This is a genomic window from Variovorax sp. GW821-FHT10D07, from assembly GCF_059415325.1.
The window spans coordinates 191,501-213,833 of record NZ_JBWKMZ010000006.1 but is presented as its reverse complement, the minus strand read 5'-3'; the positions used below and the strand labels follow the sequence as shown (position 1 = coordinate 213,833).

Sequence of the window (22,333 nt, the reverse complement as noted above, 5' to 3'; positions counted from 1 at the left end):
ATGGTTGTCGTGCGCAGCCACTGTGAAGCTTTCGTGACTTTGCCGAAGTGCAGCGCGTCCCCGCCGTTGATCTGCAAGGACTTTTCAGATGGAGGCCGCAGCGGCGAGCGCGTGCCCGCAACGAGTCCAAAAATATTCTTCTGGAATTCGACGTTTCCGTCCCGTCAAGGAACTGACGGCTCCTATCGCGTTGGCTCTTGATCGCCATCGCAGGGGGCTTCTTGAATGCGGCTTGCCTGCGCGACGCGAGCAGCCTCTTCGGCACAGTCCTTACTTCGGCGGGAACAAGAAATGACCATCAGTGGGTACAACGAGAAGAATCGACCGACACGCGCGGCGCGGCAGGTTTTCAGGATGGCGCCAGTCGCGCGGGCCATCGCGGTGGCGCTGGCCGCGGGTGGGGTCCTCGGCAGCGCGCACGCCCAGCGGGTGTTCGGTCCGGCGTGGTTCGCCGACAAGGGCGCGACTCGGGCGGGCGTGATCGCAACGGGCAAACTGCCGAACGGCACCCCGGCGTCCAGCCTGATCAACCCGGCGCAGCCATCGGCCGCGGCGAGCCAGCAGTTGCAGGCTTCCATCAACAACCTGAACCTGGCCGCGCGCACGATCGCCGCGCAACAGGCGCAGCAGGCACAGAAGCGGGCCGAGGCGCTGGCCAGCGGCGAATCTCCGCCGGACGGCCTGGCCGAAGGCGGCCTGAAGGTCGACACCCATTCGCTGACGGCCGGTTGGCTCAATGCCAGGAATCCCGTTCAAGCAGCAGCGGACGGCAGGACCACGGTCACCATCGAGCAGACCGCCGACAAGGCCATCCTGAACTGGGAGACCTTCAATGTCGGCAAGAACACGACGGTGAAGTTCGACCAGCGTGGCGGCACCCGGGCCAAGACCGGCGTCAACGAGTGGATCGCGCTCAACCGCATCAACGATCCCAGCGGCCGACCCAGCCAGATCGCTGGCCGCATAGAGGCCGAGGGCAGCGTCTACCTCATCAATCGCAACGGCATCCTGTTCACCGGCAGCAGCCAGGTCAACGTGCGCAACCTGGTCGCCTCCAGCCTGAAACTCAGCGACGAACAGTTCAAGGCCGGTCTCAACACGCGCCTGGGCGCGAAGGCGGGCGACCCCGGTTACTGGAGCGGCCTGGAAGTCGGCGTCGGGATTCCCACCTTCGGCGAGAACCCCAAGCAGATGCCGACCGATTCGAACGTCCTGTTCGAAGACATGGGCCCGGCCTTCGATCCGGGCAAGCCGCCGGGCGACGTCAAGGTGCTGGCCGGTGCCCAGATCACGGGCCAGGGTGGCCACGTGCTGATGTTCGCACCCAAGGTCAGCAATGCGGGCAGCATCCGGACGCCGAGTGGCCAGACGCTGCTGGGCGCCGGCGAGAACGTGTGGCTGGAAGCCAGGGAAATCAGCCCCACCGTGCGCGGCTTCGATGCCGTCGCCTCGTCGGTGCGGCCCTGGGTCTTTCCGGCCAAGTTCCTGATCAATCCGCAGACAGCGCCCGCCTTCCAGCCCTACCTCATCGGGCGCATCGTGTCCGACATCCTGCCGCTGATGGAGCAGCGCGCGGCCCAGGTCGGCTACAGCGTGCTCAACACCGGCATCGTCCAGGCCGATCACGGCGACATCACCATGGTGTCGCGCGAAATCAATCAGCACGGCATCCTGCAAGCCAGCACCGCGCTGAACAACCGGACCGGCTCCATCCGCCTGCACGCCTGGGGCCAGGGCGTCCACAACATCGACATCAATCTGGCGGCCAACGTCTCGCACCTGGCGGCCTGGTCGGGCGGCACGCTGACCCTGGGGCCGGACAGCATCACGCAAGTCGTCAACGACTGGCAGGACACCACCCGGATCGAAAGCGGCTCGCTGGCCAACCGCTACCAGCCCGGCCGCATCGAGCTTTACGGCAAGACGATCGACGTGCAGACCCGTGCCCAGGTCACCGCCGCTGCGGGCAACATCGACATCCAGGCCCAGGCCAACCCTGCGGCCCTGCAGCGCAACACCCAGGTGGGCGACGGCAGCCGCATTCTCATCGGTGAACATGCCACCGTCAGTACCGCGGGACTGATGCAGATGCCGGTGGACATGGCCAGCAACTTCATCGAAGCCGAACTGCGCATCAACGAACTGCGCGACTCCCACCTGCAAGCGAATACCTGGCTGTACGGCCGGAAGGTCGTCGTGGATCGACGCAAGTCGGGGACCTTCAAGGGGCTGATGGCGGGGGTCGAATGGGTCACCGACGAGTCCGGCAAGGTGGTCAAGGGCGTCTGGGTCGGCACCCCGCTGGCGGACGTGACGGGCTGGGTGGGCAACGGCCTGATCGGCTTGTCCGAGCTGGCGGCGCGAGGCGGCGACATCACGATCCAATCCAACGGCTCGGTGATCACGCGGCCGGGATCCATTCTGGACGTGTCCGGCGGCTCGGTGCGTTACAGCGACGGCTGGAACACGGAAACCCTGCTGCGAGGCGTGGACGGGCGCAGCTACACCATGTCGTCCGCGCCGGCGGACATGACCTACGAGGGCATCGCGGGCCAGTACCAGTACACGCATGCGCGCTGGGGTGTCACGCAGACCTATGTCAATCCGCTGTTGTCGGGGCGGCGCTGGGAGCCGGGCTACGAGGAAGGCCGGAATGCCGGTTCGATCGACATCCGTGCCGGCAGCGCCTTCATCCTGGAGGGTGAGTTCAGGGGCTCGGTGCAGCCCGGCGACCGGGTGCAGGAAGCGTCCGAGCTGCCTCGGGCCGGCCGCCTCACGGTGGGTTCCAACCGGGCGCAAGAGGGCATGTGGACCCTGGGGCAGGTCATCATCAGCGACAGGCCCGTGCTGCTGCCGGCGGATTTCTCCATCGACAGCCCGCTGGGCAGGGACGCCTTCCTGACCGAGCCGGAAGGGCAATCCCCCGGCGCCGGCGCGGGCGTGGGCCGCACCACGTGGCTGTCCGCCGCGGGGTTGAGCCATTCAGGCCTGGGCGCCATCGAGTTGAACCTCAACACGGGCTTCGTGCTGGAAGACAACGCGGTGGTGAATCTGCAGCCGGGGGCGCGCTTCACGGCCGCGGTCTACGATGGCCAGGGCATCCCCGGCAACTTCGACATTCAGGGCAAGCTCATCGCCCCGGGTGGCTCCATTGCCCTGAGCGCCGGCGGCCAGGCGGACAGCGTGCTGCGCCTGGGTGCGAACAGCCTGCTGAGCGTCGCGGGCCAGTGGGTCAACGACACCGCTGGGGGCGTCACGCTGGGCCGCGCCATCCATGGTGGCTCGATTGCACTGGGGACCCCGATGAAAGAGGGCCTCGGCACGGTGTACGGCAACGTGGACGTGGCCGCCGGCGCAGCGCTGGACGTGTCCGGCGGCGGCTGGCTGTCCGGTGTCACGTCGGGCGGCAAGGCGGGCAAGGTGCAGGCGGGCAATGGCGGGGCCATCAGCCTGACGGCGTTCGACAACACGGCGCTCGACACGCTGGACCTGCGCGGCTGGGCGGGGGGCGATGCGTCCCGGCTCACCCTCACTGCGACCGGTGACGTGCAGGTGGGCGGCTCCGCGCCCGCGGGCGGGGCAACGGGCGAAAGTACATCGGGCGCAGCCAAGCCGCTGCACCTGCCGCAGACCCTGTATGCCGAGCGCGGCTTCGGCACGATCGGCATCCGTTCGCTCGGCGGGGACATCGTGGTCGCGGAAGGCGCACGGGTCCAGATCCAACCCGCGAGCTGGGACATGCCCGCCGCGGTATCGACACTGCGCACGCTGCCCAGCGGCGGCGCATTGGGCGATGTGCTGGCCCCCAGGGCACTGGACGAACTGAGCGAGCCGCGCCGCGCCGCGCGCGCGCCCGGCGGCCTGTCGCTGGCGACCGCCGCGTCCGGCGGCGGCATCCGCATCGACGCGAACGCCAGCATCCAGACCGAAACCGGCGGCGCGATCTCGCTGGACGCCGACGGGTCCGGGCAGGCTTCCGTGCTCGTGGCGGGCCGTCTTCAGGCGCCGGCCGGGACGCTGAACATCCGCGCCAAGAACACCTTGACGCTGGCCGACGGGGCCGAATTGCTGCTGCCCGGCGTGGCGCAAATCTTCCACGACCCGGTCATGCGCCTGCCCCAGGGCAGGGTGCTGCCGGGCGGCACGGTCACGCTCAACGCCGGCACGCTGGATGCGCAAGCGGGTGCGCTGATCGACGTGTCGGGCGCGCGGGGCACGGTGGCGTATTGGGATCGCGGCACGGGTGCGCTCGGCGCCCTGCGGCGCGTGAACCAGGAGCTGGGCAGCGATGGCGGCGCGGTCGTGATGGCGGCCGCGGCCGGCGGTGCCATGAATGCCAGGCTTCGCGCCCACGGCGGCAATGCCCAGGCGGCGGGCGGGTCCTTGTCCATCACGGACACCAGCGCGGCCGGGAGTGCGTCCGGGGACCTGGTGGCGCCGGACATCGGCTCCTTCCTCTACTACAAGAGCCCCACCGGCACGTACACGTTCAACGGCGAAAGGTACGCGCGGATCATCGGCACCAGCGGCAACCTCGATGTCCATGACGAGTACGCCGGCGACGTCAAGATGAGCAGTGCCATGCGCACCGCGCTCAACACGATGCTGCCAACGTCGGTGTCCAGCAGCCAGGGGCTGGTCCTCGACGCGGGTGCGGCGCTTGCCGCGGGACCGGGCGCCGACAGGGCGCCGTGGGAGCACGACGCGAGCATCGACAAGCGCGTGGTCGAACTGCTCAACAAGTATTTCTGGAGCGGCACCGGAACGGCACTGACCCACAAGATCGACATCGGCAACATCGCCACCTCGGATGGCACCCTGCACGTGTCGGCGAGGGCGCTGCAGGACACGGGCTTCTCGGCGGTCGATCTGCATTCCACGCAAGTGGGCGTGCGGCTTGCCGGCGGCGTCGACCTGAGCGTCGCCGGTCGCCTGGGCATCACCGCCCCGGTCATCAGGAGCGACGGGCTGGGCGGCGTGGTGCGCCTGCACGCCCGCCATCTGCAACTGAACCCGCTGGCAGGCACGGTCGGCGCCACGGCCGGCAATGCCGGCGAACTGATCCTGTCGGCCAGCCAGGCCATCGACATCGCAGGCAGGGGTGCGAAGGGCGAATCTGCGTCGCCCGTCGACGTCAAGCTGCGCGGCTTCGAACGCACGGTGCTGGACACCGCCGACCTGCGCTTCGTGGCAGGGGCCTACAGCGAAGGCGGCACCGACTACGACGACTCCCAGCTCAGGGCCACGCTGGACGTGGGTGGCGCGCTGGAGATCAAGGCCGCGCAGGTCTACCCGGCCACGGCCGTCACGGCGCGAATCAACTCGGACCGGTCCATCACCGTGCGCGGCAACGGGAGCGCCGCGGCGCCTCTGTCGGCCGGCGGCAGCCTGACGCTGAACGCGCCCGTCATCGAGCAGGACGGCGTGCTGCGCGCGCCCTTCGGGCAGATTGCGCTGAATGCCAGCGAGCGCCTGACGCTGGGCACGAACAGCCTGACCTCGGTGTCCGGCGCGGGCCTGGACGTGCTCTACGGCAGCCTGCGCAACGCCGAATACTGGCTGGACCCTGCCAACCCGCAGGGCCGCAATCGTGCGAATGCCGGCGATGCCAGTTCCCTGGACGAAAACCGCTATCTGTCGTCCCTGCCGGAAAAGCGCGTGCTGCTGCAAGCGCCGGACGTGGCCATGGCCGCGGGCGCGGTGGTGGACATCGCGGGCGGGGGCGATCTGCATGCGTGGGAGCACGTGCCCGGCTCGGGCGGCTCGCACGACGTGCTGACGCTGCCCGGCATGTACGCGGTGCTGCCGGGCTACCAGGGCCTGTCGCCCGTGGCGGGCGGTGCGGCGGGCCAGAAGGTCTGGCTGGCCGGCGGCGGCCTGGGGGCCGGCTGGTACACGCTGCTGCCGGCACGCTATGCGCTGCTGCCCGGTGCCTTTGCGGTGCAGAGCACGGGCCAGGCCTTGCCGGCGTGGGCTGCGTCCCGTGGCGAGGTGGCGAGCCTGCGTGACGGCTCGACGATCGTGGCCGGGCGGGAACAGGACACGATCAGCGGCGCGCGCGATGCCACGGCCTCGGGCTGGCGCGTGCTGCCCGGCAGCCTGGTGCGCAAGGTCAGCGAATACAACGAAGCGCGGGGCAACGCCTTCTTCTCGTCGGATGCGTTCAAGCTGACGCAATACCGCCTGACAGGGCAGGACGTCGTGACCCCGCGCCTGGCCCGCGATGGCGGCGCGGTGGTGTTCAAGGCCGATCGCGCCCTGACGCTGGACGGCGAGCTGCGCGCGCAACCCGATGCGGGCGGGCGCGGCAGCCTGGTGGACATTGCCGCCGCGAAGATCGCCATCGTCGGCGCGGGGCAGGACAGCAACGACCTGCGTGCCGACGGCTACCTGGTCGTGGACGCCGGCAGCCTGACGCGCTTCGGCGCGGGCAGCCTGCTGGTGGGCGGCACGCGCACAGGCGATGTGCGGGGCCTGCAGGTGGACGTGGCCGCCAGCGACGTGGTGCTGCGCAACACCGCAGGCACCGCGCTGAGCGGCCCGGAGGTGATCCTGGCCGCGGCGAATGCGGTGTCGATCGAGTCGGGCAGCGTGCTGCGCGCGGACGGCCGGGCCTCGGGCGACGAAGCGAACCTGGTGCTCAAGCCGCAGGTGGCGGCCGTGTGGAGCGACAACAACACGCCGAACGACACCAGCGACGACCACATCGTCACACCCTCCAGGGACTGGGGTGCGCTGGTGCGCGTGAGCAGCGGCCAGGCCGTGCGGGCGTTGCGCGAGAACGTCGACACCACGGTCGGCGGCCAGGTGCGCATCGGCGCCGGCGCGCTGCTGCAGGGCGGCGAGGCGCTGCTGCTCGACGCCACCAGCAACACCGAGATGGCTGCCGGCGCGCAGCTGTCGGGCAAGGCCTTGTCGGTGGCCGCGAGCCGCATCGGCATCGGCGGCGGCAGCGGCGGCCTGGTGCTGGACGCCGACGCCCTGGCGCAGTTGTCGCGCGCGCAGGCATTGACGCTGCACAGCTACGGCAGCCTGGACTTCTATCGCTCGCTGGACATGCGCGGCCTGGCGCAGGTGGTGTTCGACGCCGCGGCCCTGCGCGGTCATGGCGCCGATGCCGTGCTGGTACAGGCCTCCCACCTGACGCTGCAGAACACGGGCGCGTCGCTCGGCAGCGCGGGCACGGGCAGTGGTCGCCTCGAGCTGTCGGCAGGCGAACTGGTGCTGGGCGCGGGCGACAAGACGATGTCCGGTTTCGACCAGGTGCTGCTGTCGGCCAGCCGTCGCATCGCCGGCGAAGGCACCGGGGGCCTGGACGCCGGGACGGCGGCGCTGACGCTGCGCACGCCGGTGCTGCAAGGGGTGTCCGGCGCCGACCAGGCCCTGCGAACGCAGGGGCAACTGGTGTTGCAGCAAGAGGCGCAACTGGATGCGCAAGAGATGGCGGCACTGGGTCGCGCCAGCCTGGGCGCGCGCCTGAGCCTGTCGGGCCAGGGCGTGACCGTGGCGCTGCCGGTGCTCGCGCTGGGCGGCAGCATCGCGGTCGATGCCGGCACGGGCAACCTCACGGTCGCAGAGTCGGGCCGCCTGCACGCGGGAGGCCTGGAAAAAGTCTTCTTCGACGCGGCCCAGTACGTGGATGCGGGCCAGATCAGCCTCGCGACGCGAGGCGGCTTGATCGACCTGGCCCCGGGCAGCCTGCTGGACCTGTCCGCCCATCCACGCGGCGGCGACGCCGGCCGCCTGACGGTGGATGCATCGGCCGGCGGACGGGTCCACTTCGGGGGCTCGCTGCAGGCGCAGGCCGGTGCCGACGGCAATGGCGGCAACTTTGCGCTGGCCATCGATCGGCTGGACGATTTCGGCGCGCTGGCGCGAACGCTCAACGATTCGGGTTTCAGCCGGTCGCGGCAGTTCCGCGTCCGCCAGGGCGACCTGACGATCGCGGGCACCACGCGGGTGGCCGACTTCGAAGTCATCACCGACCGCGGCGTGATCTCTGTCGACGGCACGGCGCGCGTCGAGGCCAACGCGGCCTACGGCGGCAGCATCCGCCTGGTCGGCGGGGCAGGGCTGACGATGCAACCTGGCGCGGTGCTCGCAGCCCATGCCACCGACGCCATCGACGGCCTGGGCAGCAGCCGCATCGACCTGGAAGCGGTCGACGGCCAACTGAACCTGGCCGGCGGCACGCTGGACCTGAGCGGCGGCGAGGGCGGCAAGCTGCGGCTGCGGGCGCAGCGCACCGCAGGCAACGACGGCCTGAACGTCACGGCGCTGAACGCCGCCGTGCAGGGCGCGCGCTCCGCGGTGCTCGAAGGCGTGCGCCGCCATGCCAGCACGGACGGCACGGTGGAATCCGTGGCCCCGCGGGCGATCGCCGAGGCCAATGCCTTTGCAGGCCACACCGACATCCTGACGCGGCTGGGCGGCAATGCCGCCGCCTATGCGCTGGCGGCGGGCATCGAGATCACCAGCCCGGGCGACCTGACGCTGGGCCGCGACTGGAATCTGTTCGACAGCTTCGGTGCGGCGCACCGCGAAGGCACGCTCACGCTGCGCGCCGGCGGCAACCTGAACATCGACGGCCATCTGAGCGACGGCTTCGACGTGGCGGGCCGCGACAACGGCGCGGGCCGGGCGGCGCGGCTGCAGCAGGCCGCGTCGTGGAACCTGCGCCTGGTGGCGGGCGCGGACCTGAATTCGGTCGACGCACTGGCCACGCGGGCGCCGGGTGCGCTCGCGAGCGATGCCGGCACGATCCGCGTGGGCACGGCCGGTGCCGAGTCGGGCGCCGGCAAGCTGGTGCGCACCGGCAGCGGCGACCTGACGGTGCGCGCCGGGCGCGACCTGGTGCTCGCCCACAAGGAGTCCGCGCTGTACACGGCGGGCCGGGCCGAGGCCGATCCCACCCTGGGTGGCGGCTTCGACACCGCCAGCGTCGATGCCCAGTACGGCACCGCGGGCGGTCACCTGGACGTCGCGGTCCAGGGCAGCGTGCGCGCGCCGACCCAGCAGGGCCTGCGTTCGGACCAGATCCTGACCGAATGGTTGTTCCGCCAGGGACGCTACGGGGGCGAGTTCGGCAGCCCCACCGGCTACTACGACGCGTACAACATGGGCGACAGCTGGGCGCCGGTCATGTCCACCCGGGGCCAGCAACCGAGCTGGTGGGTGAACCACGCCAGCTTCCAGCAGGGCCTGGGCGCGCTGGGCGGCGGCAACGTGAAGCTGTCGGCGGGCGGCGACCTGGTGAACCTGGTGGTGGCCTTGCCCAGCACCATGCGCGTGACGGGCGGGCGTTCCGCCGGCGATGCCGCGGCCTCCATCGTGACGCGCAATGGCGGGCAACTGCAGGTTAGCGCGGGCGGCGCCCTGAAGGCCGGCCAGTACTACGTGGGCCGCGGCGCCGGCGAGATCGACGCAGGCACCAGCGCCGCCGGCTATGTCATGACCGGCACGTCGAGCAACGGGTCGGGCGCCACCTATGCCTACGACATCGCGCCCGTGCTGGCGCTGTCGGACGCCACGCTCAAGCTGCAGACGCTGGGCGACCTGGTCCTGCAGACCGTGATCGACCCCATGCAGATACGCCGTGCCTACATCGACCAGGCCGACAAGGACACCAGTGGCGGGGCCAGCCATGCGATGTTCATGAGCAGCCAGACCGAGCGCAGCGCCGTCACGCTGGTGTCCACCGGCGGCAACGTGCGCCTGGAAAACCAGTCGGAGTACGTGGCGGGCAACGACACGGGCAACACCACCAAGCTGGTGAACGGCATGACGGACACCAAGCTCCAGACGGACATGGTGGGCCTGTATCCGGCCAAGCTGAGCGTGTCGGCCCTGAGCGGAAGCATCGACATCGCAGGCCTGCTGGCGATGGCGCCGGCGAACACCACCGACCTCTCCTTGCTGGCTGCCCAGGATCTGCGCTTCCTGCGCGGCAGCAGCCTGCTGAACACGGGGGCCATCGTGATGACCCAGACCACGCTGGACAAGTGGCCCTCGATCTTCCGCCCGTGGACAGGCCTTACCACCATGCTGGGCGGTGCGTCGGCGTTTGGCGCGCCGCTGAAGTCCGTCTATGGCGGTTTCTCGGTGACGAATGCCTTCCTGACGAACAGCGCCAATGGGGGGGCGGAGCTGTTCGACAACCCGGAGACGCTGCCGATGCAGGCGCACGACTTCGCGCCCAGCCGCCTCTACGCGGGGGCCGGTTCCATCAGCGACCTGAACCTGATCGCGTCGGAATCGGTGCGCGTGCAGGCCGGCACCGACATCCGCAATTTCGAGCTGAGCGCGCGAAACCTGCGCGCCACCGACAGCACGGTGCTGGCGGCGGGCAACGACATCCTGGCTGTCGCCAACCGGTTCCTGTCGCATCCCTATGCGGGAGCCAGCGGAGGCGCGGCCTCGTACTACTACGACAGGGGCAGCCGCACCGCGCTGCAAGGGCCGGGGGAGCTGCTGCTGCTGGCCGGGCGCGACATCCAGGGCAACAACTTCTCGCTGTACACCAACGGCAATCGCTATTGGGACTACGTGTCGGCGACGCCGCGCGGCGAGGAAACGAACATCATCAAGGCCCTGCCCGTCGAGGGCGCCGACATCACCCTGATGGCCGGCATGAACAAGGCCGCCAGCTACGACGCCTTCGAGTCGGCCTACCTGAACCCGGCCAACGTGGCCGCCATGCCGCAGTACCTGAAGACCACCCTGGCGGACGGCACGGTGGCGCCGCTGTACCTGACCGACGGCGTGGACCACCGCGGCGACCTGCCCAAGCTCACGCGCCGGGGCCTGGTGTCCTTCGTGGAAGGCGTGCTCGGTGCCGACAAGGTCGCCGGCCTGACCGGCCGCGCGGACGGCAAGCTGAGCCCGCAGCAGGCGTGGGAGCAATACCGGCAATTGCCGCCCCTGGTGCGCGAGCAGTTCCTGCGCCAGGTCTTCGTCTATGAACTGCGCGAGGGAGGGCGCGACCAGAACGGGGGCGACGGGCAGAACGGTCCGATCAACGGCGGCTACCGCCGCGGCTCCGCGGCCATCGACACGCTGTTCCGCGGCGCGACGGCCGAAGGCCAGCCCGTTCGCTACGCCGCGGACCTGCCGGACAACTGGCGCAGCAGCTGGTCCGGCGTGGGCAGCATCGCCGCGACCCGGATGGCGGCGCGCACCCACCAGGGGGGCGACATCAACGTCTTCACCCCCGGCGGCGGCCTGCAGGTGGCGGGGCTGGGCGCGGTGGTGCCTGACGGATACGGCCTGGTGACGCTGGCCTCGCCGGGGCAGGTCAATGTGTTCGCCGACCGCGACATCATCGTGAACCGCTCGCGCATCCTGTCCTTCGTCTCGCAGGCTGAGCCCCTGGGCAGCGACCAGGTGTTGTGGTCCAGCCAGGGCGACATCGACGCCGGCCGCGGCGCGAAGACGGTGCGCATCCCGCAGGCGCCGGAAGTCACGTCGGACGCGGACGGCAACATCACCGTGCAGGAAAAGCGCGACATGAGCGGCGCCGGCATCGGCACCGTGGGCGAAGGCGACGTGGACCTCGTCGCGCCGCGGGGGACCATCGATGCAGGCGATGCCGGCATCCGGGTCGCCAGCAACCTCAACATTGCCGCGCTGCAGGTGCTCAACGCCGACAACATTCAAGTCGAAGGCGAAGCGACCGGTCTGCCGATGGTGGCGGCGGTGAACATCGGTGCACTGACCAACGCCAGCGCGGCGGCGGCGTCGGCGGCCATGGCGGCGCAGGAATCCCTGCGAAACGAGCGGGACGCGGCGCGGCGCAGCCTGCCGTCGGTGTTCACGGTGCGGGTGCTGGGCTTCGGCAACGAAAGCCTGTCCCCGGGAGGTGCGGATACATCGCCGCCGCCGCGCCCCGGCTCGCCATCGAGCGTTTCGCTTCGATACGACCCTGCCCACTCCGTGCAGGTCTTCGGACACGGCAACCAGTTCGACGCGTCCGTGATGTCGTTGCTGACCGAAACCGAGAAGACCAGGTTGCGGCATGCCAAGTAAGACGCTTTCCCCGCTCGACTTCGGTCTCGGTCCTTGTTCCCAGGGGCAATGAGCGAAGGCGGTCCGCTATGAATGCACATTCTTCGTGTTGTCCGGGCGTCGCCGGCGCGGCCGATGCATCGTCTCTTGATCCCGATCCTGAGTTCGTGGGCAGCGGCGAGCTCCCCGGCGTGGTGCTGCGGGCGTTCCTGACGGCGAACTACGCGTACCTGCATCGCCGGTTGGCCCGCGATCTCGGCTGTTCCGATCGGGCCAGCGAGTGCTTGCACGACGCCTGGCTGCGCTTGGGCGACATGACGGCATCGGAGCCCGTGCGCAGTCCCGGGGCCTACGTCTACCGAACGGCTCGCAACCTGGCCATGGATCGCCTGCGCCACGATCGGTCCTGGCAGTACGTGGCCGAGTGGGATAGCGCACTCGATCTCCTGGTCGATCATGCGCCCGGCCCGGATGCCATCGTCGAGGCGCGTTCGGCCGTGGAGGCCGTCGAGGAGGCAATGCAGCGGCTTTCGCATCGGCATCGTTCGGTACTCGTTGCGCTGCGACTAGAGGAGATGACCCGCCAGGACGTGGCGGACCGGCATTGCATCTCCCTGCGCAGGGTGGACACTGCACTTCGTCAGGCCCTGGACTATTGCGCTCATGCGTCCGGTCAGACAGCGTGGGCGGAAGTCTCTTCGCCCCGACCGGGTCCTTCTCGACGATGGCAGGAGAAAGTCGTCGCCCCGATGCGCGCCAGCGGCCGCGAATGATCAGAGGCGCGACAGCGGGATCCACGCAGCTCGGCTGGTGCGCCCGCCCGGCGATCACGAAGACCGATAGCGCTCCAGCCAGTGCGCGTACGGCGCGGGCAGCGTCCAGGCTGCCTTGTCCACGCCGAGCTCGAGCGCGGCGCGGTACGGCCAGTGCGGATTCGCAAGCAGCGGCCGGCCCAGCGTGACCAGGTCGACGGTGCCGCCGGCGACCAGTTCGTCCGCTTGCCGGGGCTCGCTGATGAACCAGCTGGTGGTGGCGGGCAGGCCCGTTTCGCGGCGCACGCGCTGCGCGATCGGCGCCATCAGGGCCGGGCCCCATGGGATCTTGGCCTTGGGTGTCGAGAAGCCGATGCTGACGTCGATGAAATCGAGGCCGGCCGCCTTGAGCCTGCGCACGAGCTCGATGCCTTCCTCGAGGTCGTCCTGGCCCGCGAACTCGGTGACGCCGAAGCGGGCCGCGAGCGGCAGGCGTTCGGGCCAGACCTCGCGCACGGCGGCGAGCGTTTCGATCAGGAAGCGCGCGCGGCCTTCGAAGTCGCCGCCGTAGGCATCGGTCCGCGTGTTGGACCAGGTCGAGAAGAAACTCTGCGCCAGGTAGCCGTGCGCGAAATGCAGCTCGAGCCATTCGAAGCCCGCGTCGAGCGCGCGCCTGGCCGCGGCCACGAAGTCGGCCTTGACGCGCTCGATGTCGGCCAGCGTCATGGCCTCGGGCACCTTCGGCAGGCCGCCGCCGAACGCGACGGCCGAGGGGGCGATGGTCTGCCAGCCGCGCGCGTCGTCGTCTGCGATGTGGTCGTCGCCTTCCCAGGGCCGGTTGGCGCTCGCCTTGCGCCCGGCGTGGGCGATCTGGATGCCGGGCACGGCGCCGGCGGCCTTGACCGAGGCGACGATCCTGCGCCACGCCTCGGCCTGCGCATCGGTCCAGATCCCGGCGCAGCCGGGCGTGATGCGGCCCTCGGGCGAGACGGCCGTGGCTTCGGCGATGACCAGGGCCGCGCCGCCGCGCGCGAGGCCCGACAGATGGACGTGGTGCCAGTCGTTGACCACGCCGTCGACGGCCGAGTACTGGCACATCGGCGAGACGACCATGCGGTTTTTCAGCGTGACATCTTTCAGCGTGAAAGGCGAGAAGAGGCTTGGCATCGGATCCCTGGAGAAGGTGTGAAGAACAAGGTTTGATCGTACCTTAGTTCGATAACTATCGAACAATAGGACAAAAGCCGATCCGTGCTATGGTCGCGCGATGCGCAGCCTCAACCATCCGGCCCTCGACGATGTCTCGCTGACCCAGGTCCTCTATGCCCTGAGCGATCCCGAGCGGCTGCGCGTGGTGCACGAGCTGGCCGGCTGCGGCGAGGCCAGTTGTGCCGCGCTGGGCGGGGGCCGGGCGAAGTCGAGCATGTCGCACCACTTCAGGGTGCTGCGCGAGGCGGGCATCGTGCGCACCCGCACCGACGGCCCCGCGCATGTGAACGAGCTGCGCCGCAAGGAAGTCGACAAGCGCTTTCCCGGCCTGCTGAAGGCCGTGCTCGCGGCCCAGGAGCCGGCCGCGAAGCAGGGCTGAGGGCGCTGCCTCAGACCCGCTCGAAGCGCTCCACCTGCTTCGAGACCACCCAATCCGTCGTCAGGCTGTCGAAGCGCTGGAAGTGCGCGCTCGCGAGATGCGCGTCGAAGGCCGCGCGGTCGTCGTAGACCTCGTAGAGGAAGACATGGCCCGCGTCGTCGGGCGCCACGCAGACGTCGAATTGCCGACAGCCGGGCTCGTGCTCGACCGAGCGCGAGGCGTTGGCCTTGATCTCGCGGAGGAAGTCTTCCCGGTGTTCGGGGGCGATGTGGAAGCGGGCGGTGACGATGTGCATGGTGGGTGGATTCTCGGTGGATCGGAAGACCGGCCGCCGATGCGCGTCGGCTGAGGGCTCGGCGTCGCTCGTGTGGATGCGCCAGCCACGGCGGAGGGAGTCGTCGAGGAATTTAGAAATGCGCAAACTGTTTCCAGTATTGATTTGTCATTAGCTGGAATCGGCGTGTCAATAAAACACGTTAATTTTTGCTATTGCAAAAGAAGGGTTTCATTCTGATTTTCACTCCAAATCCCTAGTCTCAAAGTTTCTCAATTTTCACGATTTCGCCACACCTGATGCCAATCGTTGAGCACTATTTCCCGAAAACAATACAAACATACTGACTCTTCGTAAGAATTCGATGGTCCAGGTTTTCGACGAAAGAAGGGTGGAGTAATCTTTATGAAACTGAACATTCACTCTCTTTGGTGAAGGCGATTTGCGCTGTTCGGACATACGACGAAAAGGATCCAAGTGATAAAGGACGTGGGGATGCAACAAGAGGGAACGGCACACGAGGCCGGCCCGGACTCCGAAGTTATCGAAAAGCGCGTCAATCGATTCGTGGTCCACGTGACCCCGCCGCTCGAACCACCGACGTCGGCCCCTGGAGCGTGCGCATGGTGAGTTCGGCGGCACACACGGCCAAACCCATCACGACGCTGGCGCTTGTCTTTGGCGACGACCACAACCGCAGCGCGCTGCGCAGCGCCCTCGACCCGCAGGGCTTCGCCTCGGCGGCCTTCGATTCGGTGCAGGCCTTGTGCGAGTCCATGTCGACCGGCCACCACTACGACGCGCTGATCGCCTGGGCCGACAAGGCGTGGAGTCCGCGGCGGTGGGTGAATCTGCGCAGCATGGTGCGATTGCCGATCCTCGTCGTCGTGGCGCGCGATGCCGTGGAACTGGCATCGGCCTTCGGCAACGAATCCCTCAATGGCGAACGGATCGAGTTCGCCACGGCGCCCGTGGACGGCACCGAGTTGGCCATGCGATTGAGGCTGCTGCACTCGCGAAGGTTCGGGGGCAATGCCTTGCCCGAAGAGGAAGACCTGGTCTGGGGAAGCTTTCACTTCAAGCGGCACGCGCGCGTGGTGCTGGTCGATGGGGTGGAGGTCCGGCTGCAGCCGCGCGAGTTCGACATCGCACTGATGCTGTTTCTCAACCTCGGCAAGGTGGTGGCCCGCACCGACATCGAGGCACAGATCTCGGATTGGCGCGCCAGTCCTGGTTCGCGCGTGCTCGATGTGCATCTGGCCCGGATGAAAAAGAAGCTCTCACTGGGGCCGGAGAAGGGCGTTCGGCTGCTGACGGTCTATGGCATCGGCTACCGGCTGGTGATGCTGGGCCATCCGCTTGGGGGTGTGGCCGACGCGGACTCGGAAGGCCACGATCTTGAGCCTTGAGAAGGTTCTCGTCGCTCTCCCTCGCGATGTCCCCGCCCTCCATCATTAATAACTTTATCAAAAAATTAGCCAGACACTTTTAATTGAGATGTATTTGTGGAAGTCTATCGCAGTCGTCTTCGAGTGGTTGAAAGAGTTAATCACGTTTTTAATTTCTATTGTGTGATGCGACGTCCTGCGTGGTTTTCTATCTATACGATGACAATTGTCCGCAATAGGTTGCGGGCAATTCTTCATATCAATATTTAGGACTTTCATGTCGAAAAAACATCTTTCCAAGTTCGCAGTGATTGCGGCAGTTGCCGCCGTGTCGCAAGGTGCCTTCGCGGCTGCCGCAGACACCGGCAACATCAACTTCGAGGGTGAAATCACCGCCAGCATCTGCTCGATCTCGCCGAAGAGCCAGAACATGACCGTCTTCCTCGGCAAGCCGACGGTCAACCGGTTCAAGGCGGCGGGCGACAAGGCCCAGCCGGCCGACTTCACCATCGACCTGCTCGATTGCCCCGCCGTGGCCGCCGGCAGTCCCGCCAACGTGGCAAACGTGACCTTCAAGGGTGACGGCGACATGACCGCCGCGAGCGGCGGCAAGTGGCTGAAGATATCCAATGCCGGTCAGGCTGGTGGCGTCGTGGCTGCCAAGAACGTGGCCATCCAGATCCTCGATTCGGCCAGCACCCAGGTCGACCTGAACACGGGCAAGTCGGGCGACTACATCCTGGGCGAGGGCACCAACTCGCTGAAGTTCAAGGCTGCGTACATCGCCACCGCGGTCGGTGTCACGGCGGGTCCGGCGAGCTCGAGCGCCACCTTCCAGGTCGACTACAAGTAAGCGGATCGACAGCGAGGGGCGCCAACGCCCCTCGCGTTGTCGGCGGCGCGAGGCGTGGCGATGCTCAGTCGCGCGGCGCTCGCGCCAGCCCACGCTTCTTCTCCTTCTGATTTTCTTGAACGCACCGCCATCGGTGCGGAGTGCTTGCGCGCGCGCGTCGAATGCGGCTTGCAAGGCGGGGATACATAAATGTGTAGCAACAAACAGATTCGCTGGCTCTTCGTCCTCATCCCGCTGCTCGGTCTTCAATGTGCCGCGCATGCGAGCATCATGCTGAGCGGCACGCGCGTGATCCTGCGCGAACAAGCCCGCGAGGCCTCGCTTCCCATGAAGAACTACGGCACCGCCCCTTACGTGGTGCAGGCCTGGATCGATGCGGGCGAAGGCAAGAACAAGACGCCGTTGCTGGTTTCCCCGCCGCTGTCGCGGCTCGACCCCGGCAAGGAAAACATCCTGCGCATCATGCGCGCAGGCGGTGAGTTGCCATCCGACCGCGAGTCGGTGTTCTGGATCAACGTCAAGGAGATTCCCCAGAAGTCGCAAGAAGAGAACGTGCTGCAGATCGCGCTGCAGAACCGCCTCAAGGTGTTCTATCGCCCCGCCGGTCTCGAAGGAAGCTCCGCCGAGTCCCGCAGCAAACTCAAGTGGGCGGTCAGTGCTGACGCTCAAGGTCAAGGTGCGATTCTGAGAATCGCCAATCCGACGCCTTATCACATCACCTTGGTCACGCTGAACATCAACAACGGCCAGCAGATCATCGATCCGGGCATGCTCCCGCCTTTCGGCGAACTGTCCTATCCGCTCAGCGCGATCAAGACGCCGCAAGCCGTCCAGGTCAATTTCGTGACGATCAACGACTACGGCGCCGGCACGCCCGAGGAGTTCGTCAAGGTTCCTGCGGCACCCGAGCCGGTGGCGGTGCAGGCCGAGCCCGTGCCGAAAAAGCCCGAGGCTTCCGCGACAGATACCAGCCAGCGCTGACCGGCCATGGGATACATCTCCTCATTGGGGGCGCCGTTTCGCCTCTCGCTGTGCGCCGCCGCCATCGGTATGCTGGGTACGCCGGCCTTCGCGCAGAAGTCGCCGCCAGAACAGTTGCCCGAGAAGTCTGCCGCCTCGGTCTTCAACGAAGACTTCCTCAACTACGGTGCCACCCAGAAGAGTGCGGACCTGTCGCTCTTCGCCTTCGGCAACCGCGTGCTGCCGGGGCGCTACACCGTCCGCGTATCGCTCAATGAGCGCGATGTCGGAAAGGTCGAGATCCAGTTCGACGACAAGCCAGGGAAAAGCGATGCCGAGCCCTGCCTCACGCGCCACATGCTGGACGACTGGGGCGTCAACGTGCTGGCATTCCCAGCCCTCACGGCCTTGTCGGACGATGCGTGCGTCGCCGACCTGGGCGCTGCCATTCCCGATGCTTCATTCGGCTACGACGGTGTGAAGCTGCTTCTGACCCTGAGCATTCCGCAGGCGGCATTGAAGCGCTCGGCGCGCGGCGCGGTCGACCCCGGCAAATGGGACACGGGCATCACCGCCGGCATGCTCGACTACCAGGTCAACTTCTCGCGCTATGGCGGCGACACCTACAGGCGCTCGTCGGATCCCTTCGCGCAGACGCGAAGCCTGTTCGACAACAACCCTTTCGATCGACCTCCCAACGACCCTCGGCGCGACACGTTGTACGCGGGCCTGCGAGCCGGTTTCAACCACCGCGAATGGCGCTTTCGCCATTTCTCCACCTACAGCCGCGGCACGGATGGGCGTGCTCGCTGGCAGGCCGTCGAGACCTATGCGCAGCGCGACTTTCCAGCGATCAACGGGCGCTTGCTGATCGGCGACGGCAGCACGCCCGGCAACTTCTTCGACAGCCTGCCGTTCCGCGGCGTGCAACTCGCTTCCGATGAAGCGATGCTGCCCGACAGTCAGCAAGGCTACGCGCCCACCATCCGCGGCATCGCGCAGACCAATGCCCGGGTCACGGTGCGGCAGAACGGCTACGTCATCTACAGCACCTTCGTCGCGCCCGGCGCTTTCGTCATCGACGACCTCAATGCCAACGGCTCGGGCAGCGACCTGGAAGTCGTAGTCACCGAAGCCGACGGCCGCGAAAGCCGGTACTTGCAGAGCTTCTCGGCCGTGCCCACGCTGTTGCGCGAAGGCGCCTGGCGCTATTCGGCCACGGTGGGCAAGTACCGGCGTGCGTCCGGGCAGGGCCGTGGCTACAACAGTTGGGGCGGGCTGTCGCAATGGCCGTGGACCCAGTCCCGGCAACCGCTGGCCGAGCCTGCGTTCTTGCAAGGCTCGCTGGCACACGGGCTGGGCGGCGACTACACGCTGTACGGCGGATTGATCGTGTCAGGTCGTTATCAGTCGGTGCTGGCCGGCGTCGGCAAGAATCTTCGAGCTTTCGGCGCCATTTCGGCCGACCTGACGGCCGCGCGCGCCACGGTGCCGATGCCGCTACTGGTCGACAAGACCTACAACGGCCAGTCCCTGCGCTTTCTCTATTCCAAGGCCTTCGAGGTCGGCACCAATGTTCGCGTGGCTGGCTATCGCTATTCCACCGGCGGCTATCGCACTTTCCAGGAGGCCGCCGACATGCAGGGCCTGCTGCCGCTGGAGCGCCTCAACAACCGGCGCAGCGAGTTGCGCCTGGAGCTCTCGCAGCAACTGGGTGACAAGTGGGGGTCGGTGTTCGTCTCGGCGCGGCAGCAGAGCTATTGGGGCGCCCGCGACAAGGACCGTGCGGTTCAATTCGGCTGGTCGGGCAGCTACAAGCAGTTCAGGTTCGGTGTGCACTACAACCGCGGCGTGTACCAGGATTCCCGGCGCAGCAGCCAGATCATGTTCACCGTGAACATGCCGCTGGGCGCATCGGGGCTCAGCGCGCAATACGCGGTCACGCAGGAGCGCAACGGCCGTACCAGCCAGCAGGCCAATGTCTTCGGTTCCGCGCTGGACGATTCGCGTCTCAGCTACAGCGTGACAGCCGGGCATGACGATGGCCAGGGTTCCACCGGCGCCGTCAGTGCCAATTACCTGTCGCCCGTGGGGCGTTTCGATCTGGGCCATTCGCAGGGGGCCGGCTATCGGCAGACCACCGTCGGCATGGCGGGTGGCCTGGTGGTTCATGCGGGTGGTGTCACGCTGTCGCAGACCCTGGGCGAGACGATCGGGCTGGCGCGGCTGCCCAAGGCGCCTGGCGTGGGCTTCGAATCGATGTCAGGCGTGGCGACCGACTGGGCGGGCAACGCGGTCATCCCGAACCTTAACCCCTATCGCATCAACCGGGTGGCCGTGCGCACGCAGGACCTGGGCGACACCTTGGACGTCAAGAACGCTGCGACCGAGATGATTCCCACCCGAGGCGCAGTGGTTCTTGCGGCTTTCGAAACCTCGGTGGGCTACCGGCTGATGTTGACGTTGGCTGATCGCAAGGGCGAGCCACTTCCTTTCGGCGCCAGGATCGAAAGCGACACCGGCGTGGAGATGGGTATTGTGGGATCCGAAGGTCAGGCTTTTGTAACGGGTGCGGGTCAAAGCGGACGCTTCATCGTGCGCTGGGGACAACGGACGGTCGATCAGTGCACGGTGACCTATAGCTTGCCCGAGGCAGAGAGTCCTCCGCCTATCCGCGAAATGACGGCGAGCTGTGAATGACAGAGTGGATCCGCTGCGATGTTGGCTGATGCGTTTCATTCTTCGATGGCTAATCTTCTCTCGCAGCTTATCCGGTCATGGGATTATTTTAAAAATTAGCCTTAATCTACTGATTGGTGGTGTGTAGATGATAAAAAATCGTATTGATGTCCTTGTTTGGGTTGTCTTGTTTAATTGCTTGATCTTGGTTTCTACAGGTGTGAATGCAGCTTGTCCGGCGGTCTTGAATGTCAGGGGCCCTTCATCGATTACCTATGATCCCTCTGGGCCAGATCTATTGTGGGAGGGGAGTGTGAGTGTTTCAGGAGGGACTTTGGTTTGTCCTGCTAACCCGCCAGGTACTTATCCTATTAGTGGTTATATTGCGTATAATGAGCATTATGATGGAATTGGGACTCCTAATGGCAACATCTACGAATCTGGAATTCCAGGAATTGGATATCGACTGTGGCTTGAGGGTTCTACAGTAGCAGTCGCGGGAAGATATTGGCCAACTATTGTGCGGGGTCTGCGTTGGCTCGGAAGTTTTACTATAAACCCGCACACTATGCGTGTTCAACTGATTAGAACAGGACCTATTTCACAGGGGGATTGTTGTCGGGTGTATTCGGAAAGATTTCTGCAGGTGGTATGACGGATGTGATTTTATATACTTGGTCTCCAGCCATTGTCGTCAAACCCAGCGTCCCAACTTGTGTGGTCATTACGCCATCAGTGAGGGTTCCTTTGGGAAGCGTTCCGCGCGCAGAGTTCGCCGGCCTAAACAGCACTTCGGCCAGCCGGCCGCTCAACATTGGCCTGTCGTGCTCTGGCGGGGACGGTATTAGGGGAGTCAACGTTTATACGACATTGACCGACAATACAAACCCTGGAAATCGGTCAACCTTGCTCACGCTGACAAGCGCCTCTACAGCGAAAGGGGTCGCAATTCAAGTGCTCAAAAATGGGGCGGTACTCGGCTATGGACCGGCTTCGAGTGCCAATGGAAACACGAATCAATGGTTCGCCGGCATGTCTTCCGGGGGAATTCTCAACATTCCCTTGACTGCTCGGTATGTTCAAACTGGGCCGACAGTCACTGCGGGGTCAGCCAACGGTGTGGCGACTTTTACGATGAGCTATAAGTGACGTGATCGACGGGCGATGACGATGTGACTGCGCGAATTCAGTGTTTTCCCCAAAGGTGGTCGTGTCGTTGACAGCTGACTCACTGGCACGGACCAAGAAAGCAGCGGCAACTGCAGCCGCGCCAGCATGTTCGAATCAGGCTTGTTGTTGAGCACTTCGTTGTTGAGATCACCCGATGCGATCCCTGCAGGTTCTCGTCATCGGCTTGAACTGGACGCGGCAGACGCGCTCAATGTCTCCCCGGCTTTCGTGACGAGGTCACTCAGCCAGGCCGTTAGCGACGCCTTGGCCTCCCGGTCCGCTTCGACGATGTGCTTGGCGATTGCCTCGTTGTGCGTGCTTTCCGCACTCATTCCCAGGATCAGTGGAGGCTCGGAACATCGGGGGTGCCCGCCAGTCATCGGCGTAGGTCTGATAACTGGAACCTGGCTGTGATCGTGAGTCCAAGGCCTCTCAATTGCACAATGGTCATGCCATCGCAAACCATTCGATTAGGACATATCCCGAGCACGGCATCCGGCCAATCGATCCACCTCACTGTTGCTCTCGGGAACATCCACAGCCAGTGGCATCTCGATCCAAATGCTCAGTTATGGGCCCGCGTCGAATGCCAACAACAACGCGAGTCAATGGCTTGCGGGCAAGACTGGCAATGAGTCTTCAACATGCCGTTGACGGAGCGCTACG

Annotated in this window: 11 protein-coding genes; 8 read left to right on the top strand and 3 right to left on the bottom strand. The window is 66.4% G+C overall.

Features of this window, described 5'->3' with window-relative positions:
- Positions 1 to 291: 291 nt before the first annotated feature.
- Both AC07PU_RS19775 and AC07PU_RS19770 read left to right on the top strand, forming a co-directional pair.
- On the top strand, positions 292 to 12,024 hold the full coding sequence (locus tag AC07PU_RS19775) for a filamentous hemagglutinin family protein (RefSeq protein WP_495319735.1): 11,733 nt from the start codon (positions 292 to 294) through the stop codon (positions 12,022 to 12,024).
- Between the two features lie 68 nt (positions 12,025 to 12,092).
- Positions 12,093 to 12,776: an RNA polymerase sigma factor gene (locus AC07PU_RS19770; RefSeq protein ID WP_495319733.1), complete on the top strand. Its 684-nt coding sequence runs from the start codon at positions 12,093 to 12,095 to the stop codon at positions 12,774 to 12,776.
- Positions 12,777 to 12,830: 54 nt separating this feature from the next.
- Here the strand turns inward: AC07PU_RS19770 and AC07PU_RS19765 are convergent, their stop codons facing one another.
- The gene (locus AC07PU_RS19765; RefSeq protein ID WP_495319731.1) at positions 12,831 to 13,922 is read right to left on the bottom strand and encodes an NADH:flavin oxidoreductase/NADH oxidase; all 1,092 of its coding nucleotides are present in this window, start codon (positions 13,920 to 13,922) and stop codon (positions 12,831 to 12,833) included.
- A 100-nt stretch (positions 13,923 to 14,022) separates the two neighbouring features.
- Between AC07PU_RS19765 and AC07PU_RS19760 the strand changes: the two genes are divergently transcribed.
- Complete coding sequence (locus AC07PU_RS19760; RefSeq protein WP_093345369.1) at positions 14,023 to 14,343, top strand: ArsR/SmtB family transcription factor; 321 nt, start codon at positions 14,023 to 14,025, stop codon at positions 14,341 to 14,343.
- A gap of 10 nt (positions 14,344 to 14,353) precedes the next feature.
- Here the strand turns inward: AC07PU_RS19760 and AC07PU_RS19755 are convergent, their stop codons facing one another.
- A complete protein-coding gene (locus tag AC07PU_RS19755; RefSeq protein ID WP_093345372.1) occupies positions 14,354 to 14,638 on the bottom strand; it encodes a putative quinol monooxygenase in 285 nt (94 codons plus the stop codon).
- Between the two features lie 602 nt (positions 14,639 to 15,240).
- Between AC07PU_RS19755 and AC07PU_RS19750 the strand changes: the two genes are divergently transcribed.
- Positions 15,241 to 16,026: a winged helix-turn-helix domain-containing protein gene (locus tag AC07PU_RS19750; protein WP_495319728.1), complete on the top strand. Its 786-nt coding sequence runs from the start codon at positions 15,241 to 15,243 to the stop codon at positions 16,024 to 16,026.
- A 57-nt stretch (positions 16,027 to 16,083) separates the two neighbouring features.
- On the opposite strand, the gene AC07PU_RS19745 is transcribed toward AC07PU_RS19750, so the two are convergent.
- Positions 16,084 to 16,437 (bottom strand): hypothetical protein, encoded by a 354-nt coding sequence (locus AC07PU_RS19745; RefSeq protein ID WP_495319726.1) that lies wholly within the window; start codon positions 16,435 to 16,437, stop codon positions 16,084 to 16,086.
- Here AC07PU_RS19745 and AC07PU_RS19740 point away from each other — a divergent pair.
- The 4 genes from AC07PU_RS19740 (at position 16,436) to AC07PU_RS19725 (ending at position 21,646) form a co-directional block, all read left to right on the top strand.
- Positions 16,436 to 16,858, top strand: a complete 423-nt coding sequence (locus AC07PU_RS19740; RefSeq protein ID WP_256222654.1) for a fimbrial protein — start codon at positions 16,436 to 16,438, stop codon at positions 16,856 to 16,858. The two genes, AC07PU_RS19745 and AC07PU_RS19740, sit on opposite strands and share 2 nt — an antisense overlap.
- A 189-nt stretch (positions 16,859 to 17,047) precedes the next feature.
- Positions 17,048 to 17,839, top strand: coding sequence for a fimbrial biogenesis chaperone (locus AC07PU_RS19735; protein ID WP_495319723.1), 792 nt, complete (start codon positions 17,048 to 17,050; stop codon positions 17,837 to 17,839).
- 6 nt (positions 17,840 to 17,845) lie between these two features.
- Positions 17,846 to 20,518 (top strand): fimbria/pilus outer membrane usher protein, encoded by a 2,673-nt coding sequence (locus tag AC07PU_RS19730; protein WP_495319721.1) that lies wholly within the window; start codon positions 17,846 to 17,848, stop codon positions 20,516 to 20,518.
- 630 nt (positions 20,519 to 21,148) lie between these two features.
- The gene (locus AC07PU_RS19725; RefSeq protein WP_495319719.1) at positions 21,149 to 21,646 is read left to right on the top strand and encodes a fimbrial protein; all 498 of its coding nucleotides are present in this window, start codon (positions 21,149 to 21,151) and stop codon (positions 21,644 to 21,646) included.
- Positions 21,647 to 22,333: the final 687 nt, after the last annotated feature.

Excerpts from the sequence above, each read along its gene's own strand:
- AC07PU_RS19745 (WP_495319726.1), bottom strand. The coding sequence starts at position 16,437 with ATGTTCTGGCTCTTCGGCGAGATCGAGCAGATGCTGGCGGTGATTTCA.
- AC07PU_RS19755 (WP_093345372.1), bottom strand. The coding sequence starts at position 14,638 with ATGCACATCGTCACCGCCCGCTTCCACATCGCCCCCGAACACCGGGAA.
- AC07PU_RS19775 (WP_495319735.1), top strand. The coding sequence starts at position 292 with ATGACCATCAGTGGGTACAACGAGAAGAATCGACCGACACGCGCGGCG.
- AC07PU_RS19770 (WP_495319733.1), top strand. The coding sequence starts at position 12,093 with ATGAATGCACATTCTTCGTGTTGTCCGGGCGTCGCCGGCGCGGCCGAT.
- AC07PU_RS19760 (WP_093345369.1), top strand. The coding sequence starts at position 14,023 with ATGCGCAGCCTCAACCATCCGGCCCTCGACGATGTCTCGCTGACCCAG.
- AC07PU_RS19725 (WP_495319719.1), top strand. The coding sequence starts at position 21,149 with ATGACGGATGTGATTTTATATACTTGGTCTCCAGCCATTGTCGTCAAA.
- AC07PU_RS19765 (WP_495319731.1), bottom strand. The coding sequence starts at position 13,922 with ATGCCAAGCCTCTTCTCGCCTTTCACGCTGAAAGATGTCACGCTGAAA.
- AC07PU_RS19740 (WP_256222654.1), top strand. The coding sequence starts at position 16,436 with ATGACCGTCTTCCTCGGCAAGCCGACGGTCAACCGGTTCAAGGCGGCG.
- AC07PU_RS19735 (WP_495319723.1), top strand. The coding sequence starts at position 17,048 with ATGTGTAGCAACAAACAGATTCGCTGGCTCTTCGTCCTCATCCCGCTG.
- AC07PU_RS19730 (WP_495319721.1), top strand. The coding sequence starts at position 17,846 with ATGGGATACATCTCCTCATTGGGGGCGCCGTTTCGCCTCTCGCTGTGC.
- AC07PU_RS19750 (WP_495319728.1), top strand. The coding sequence starts at position 15,241 with ATGGTGAGTTCGGCGGCACACACGGCCAAACCCATCACGACGCTGGCG.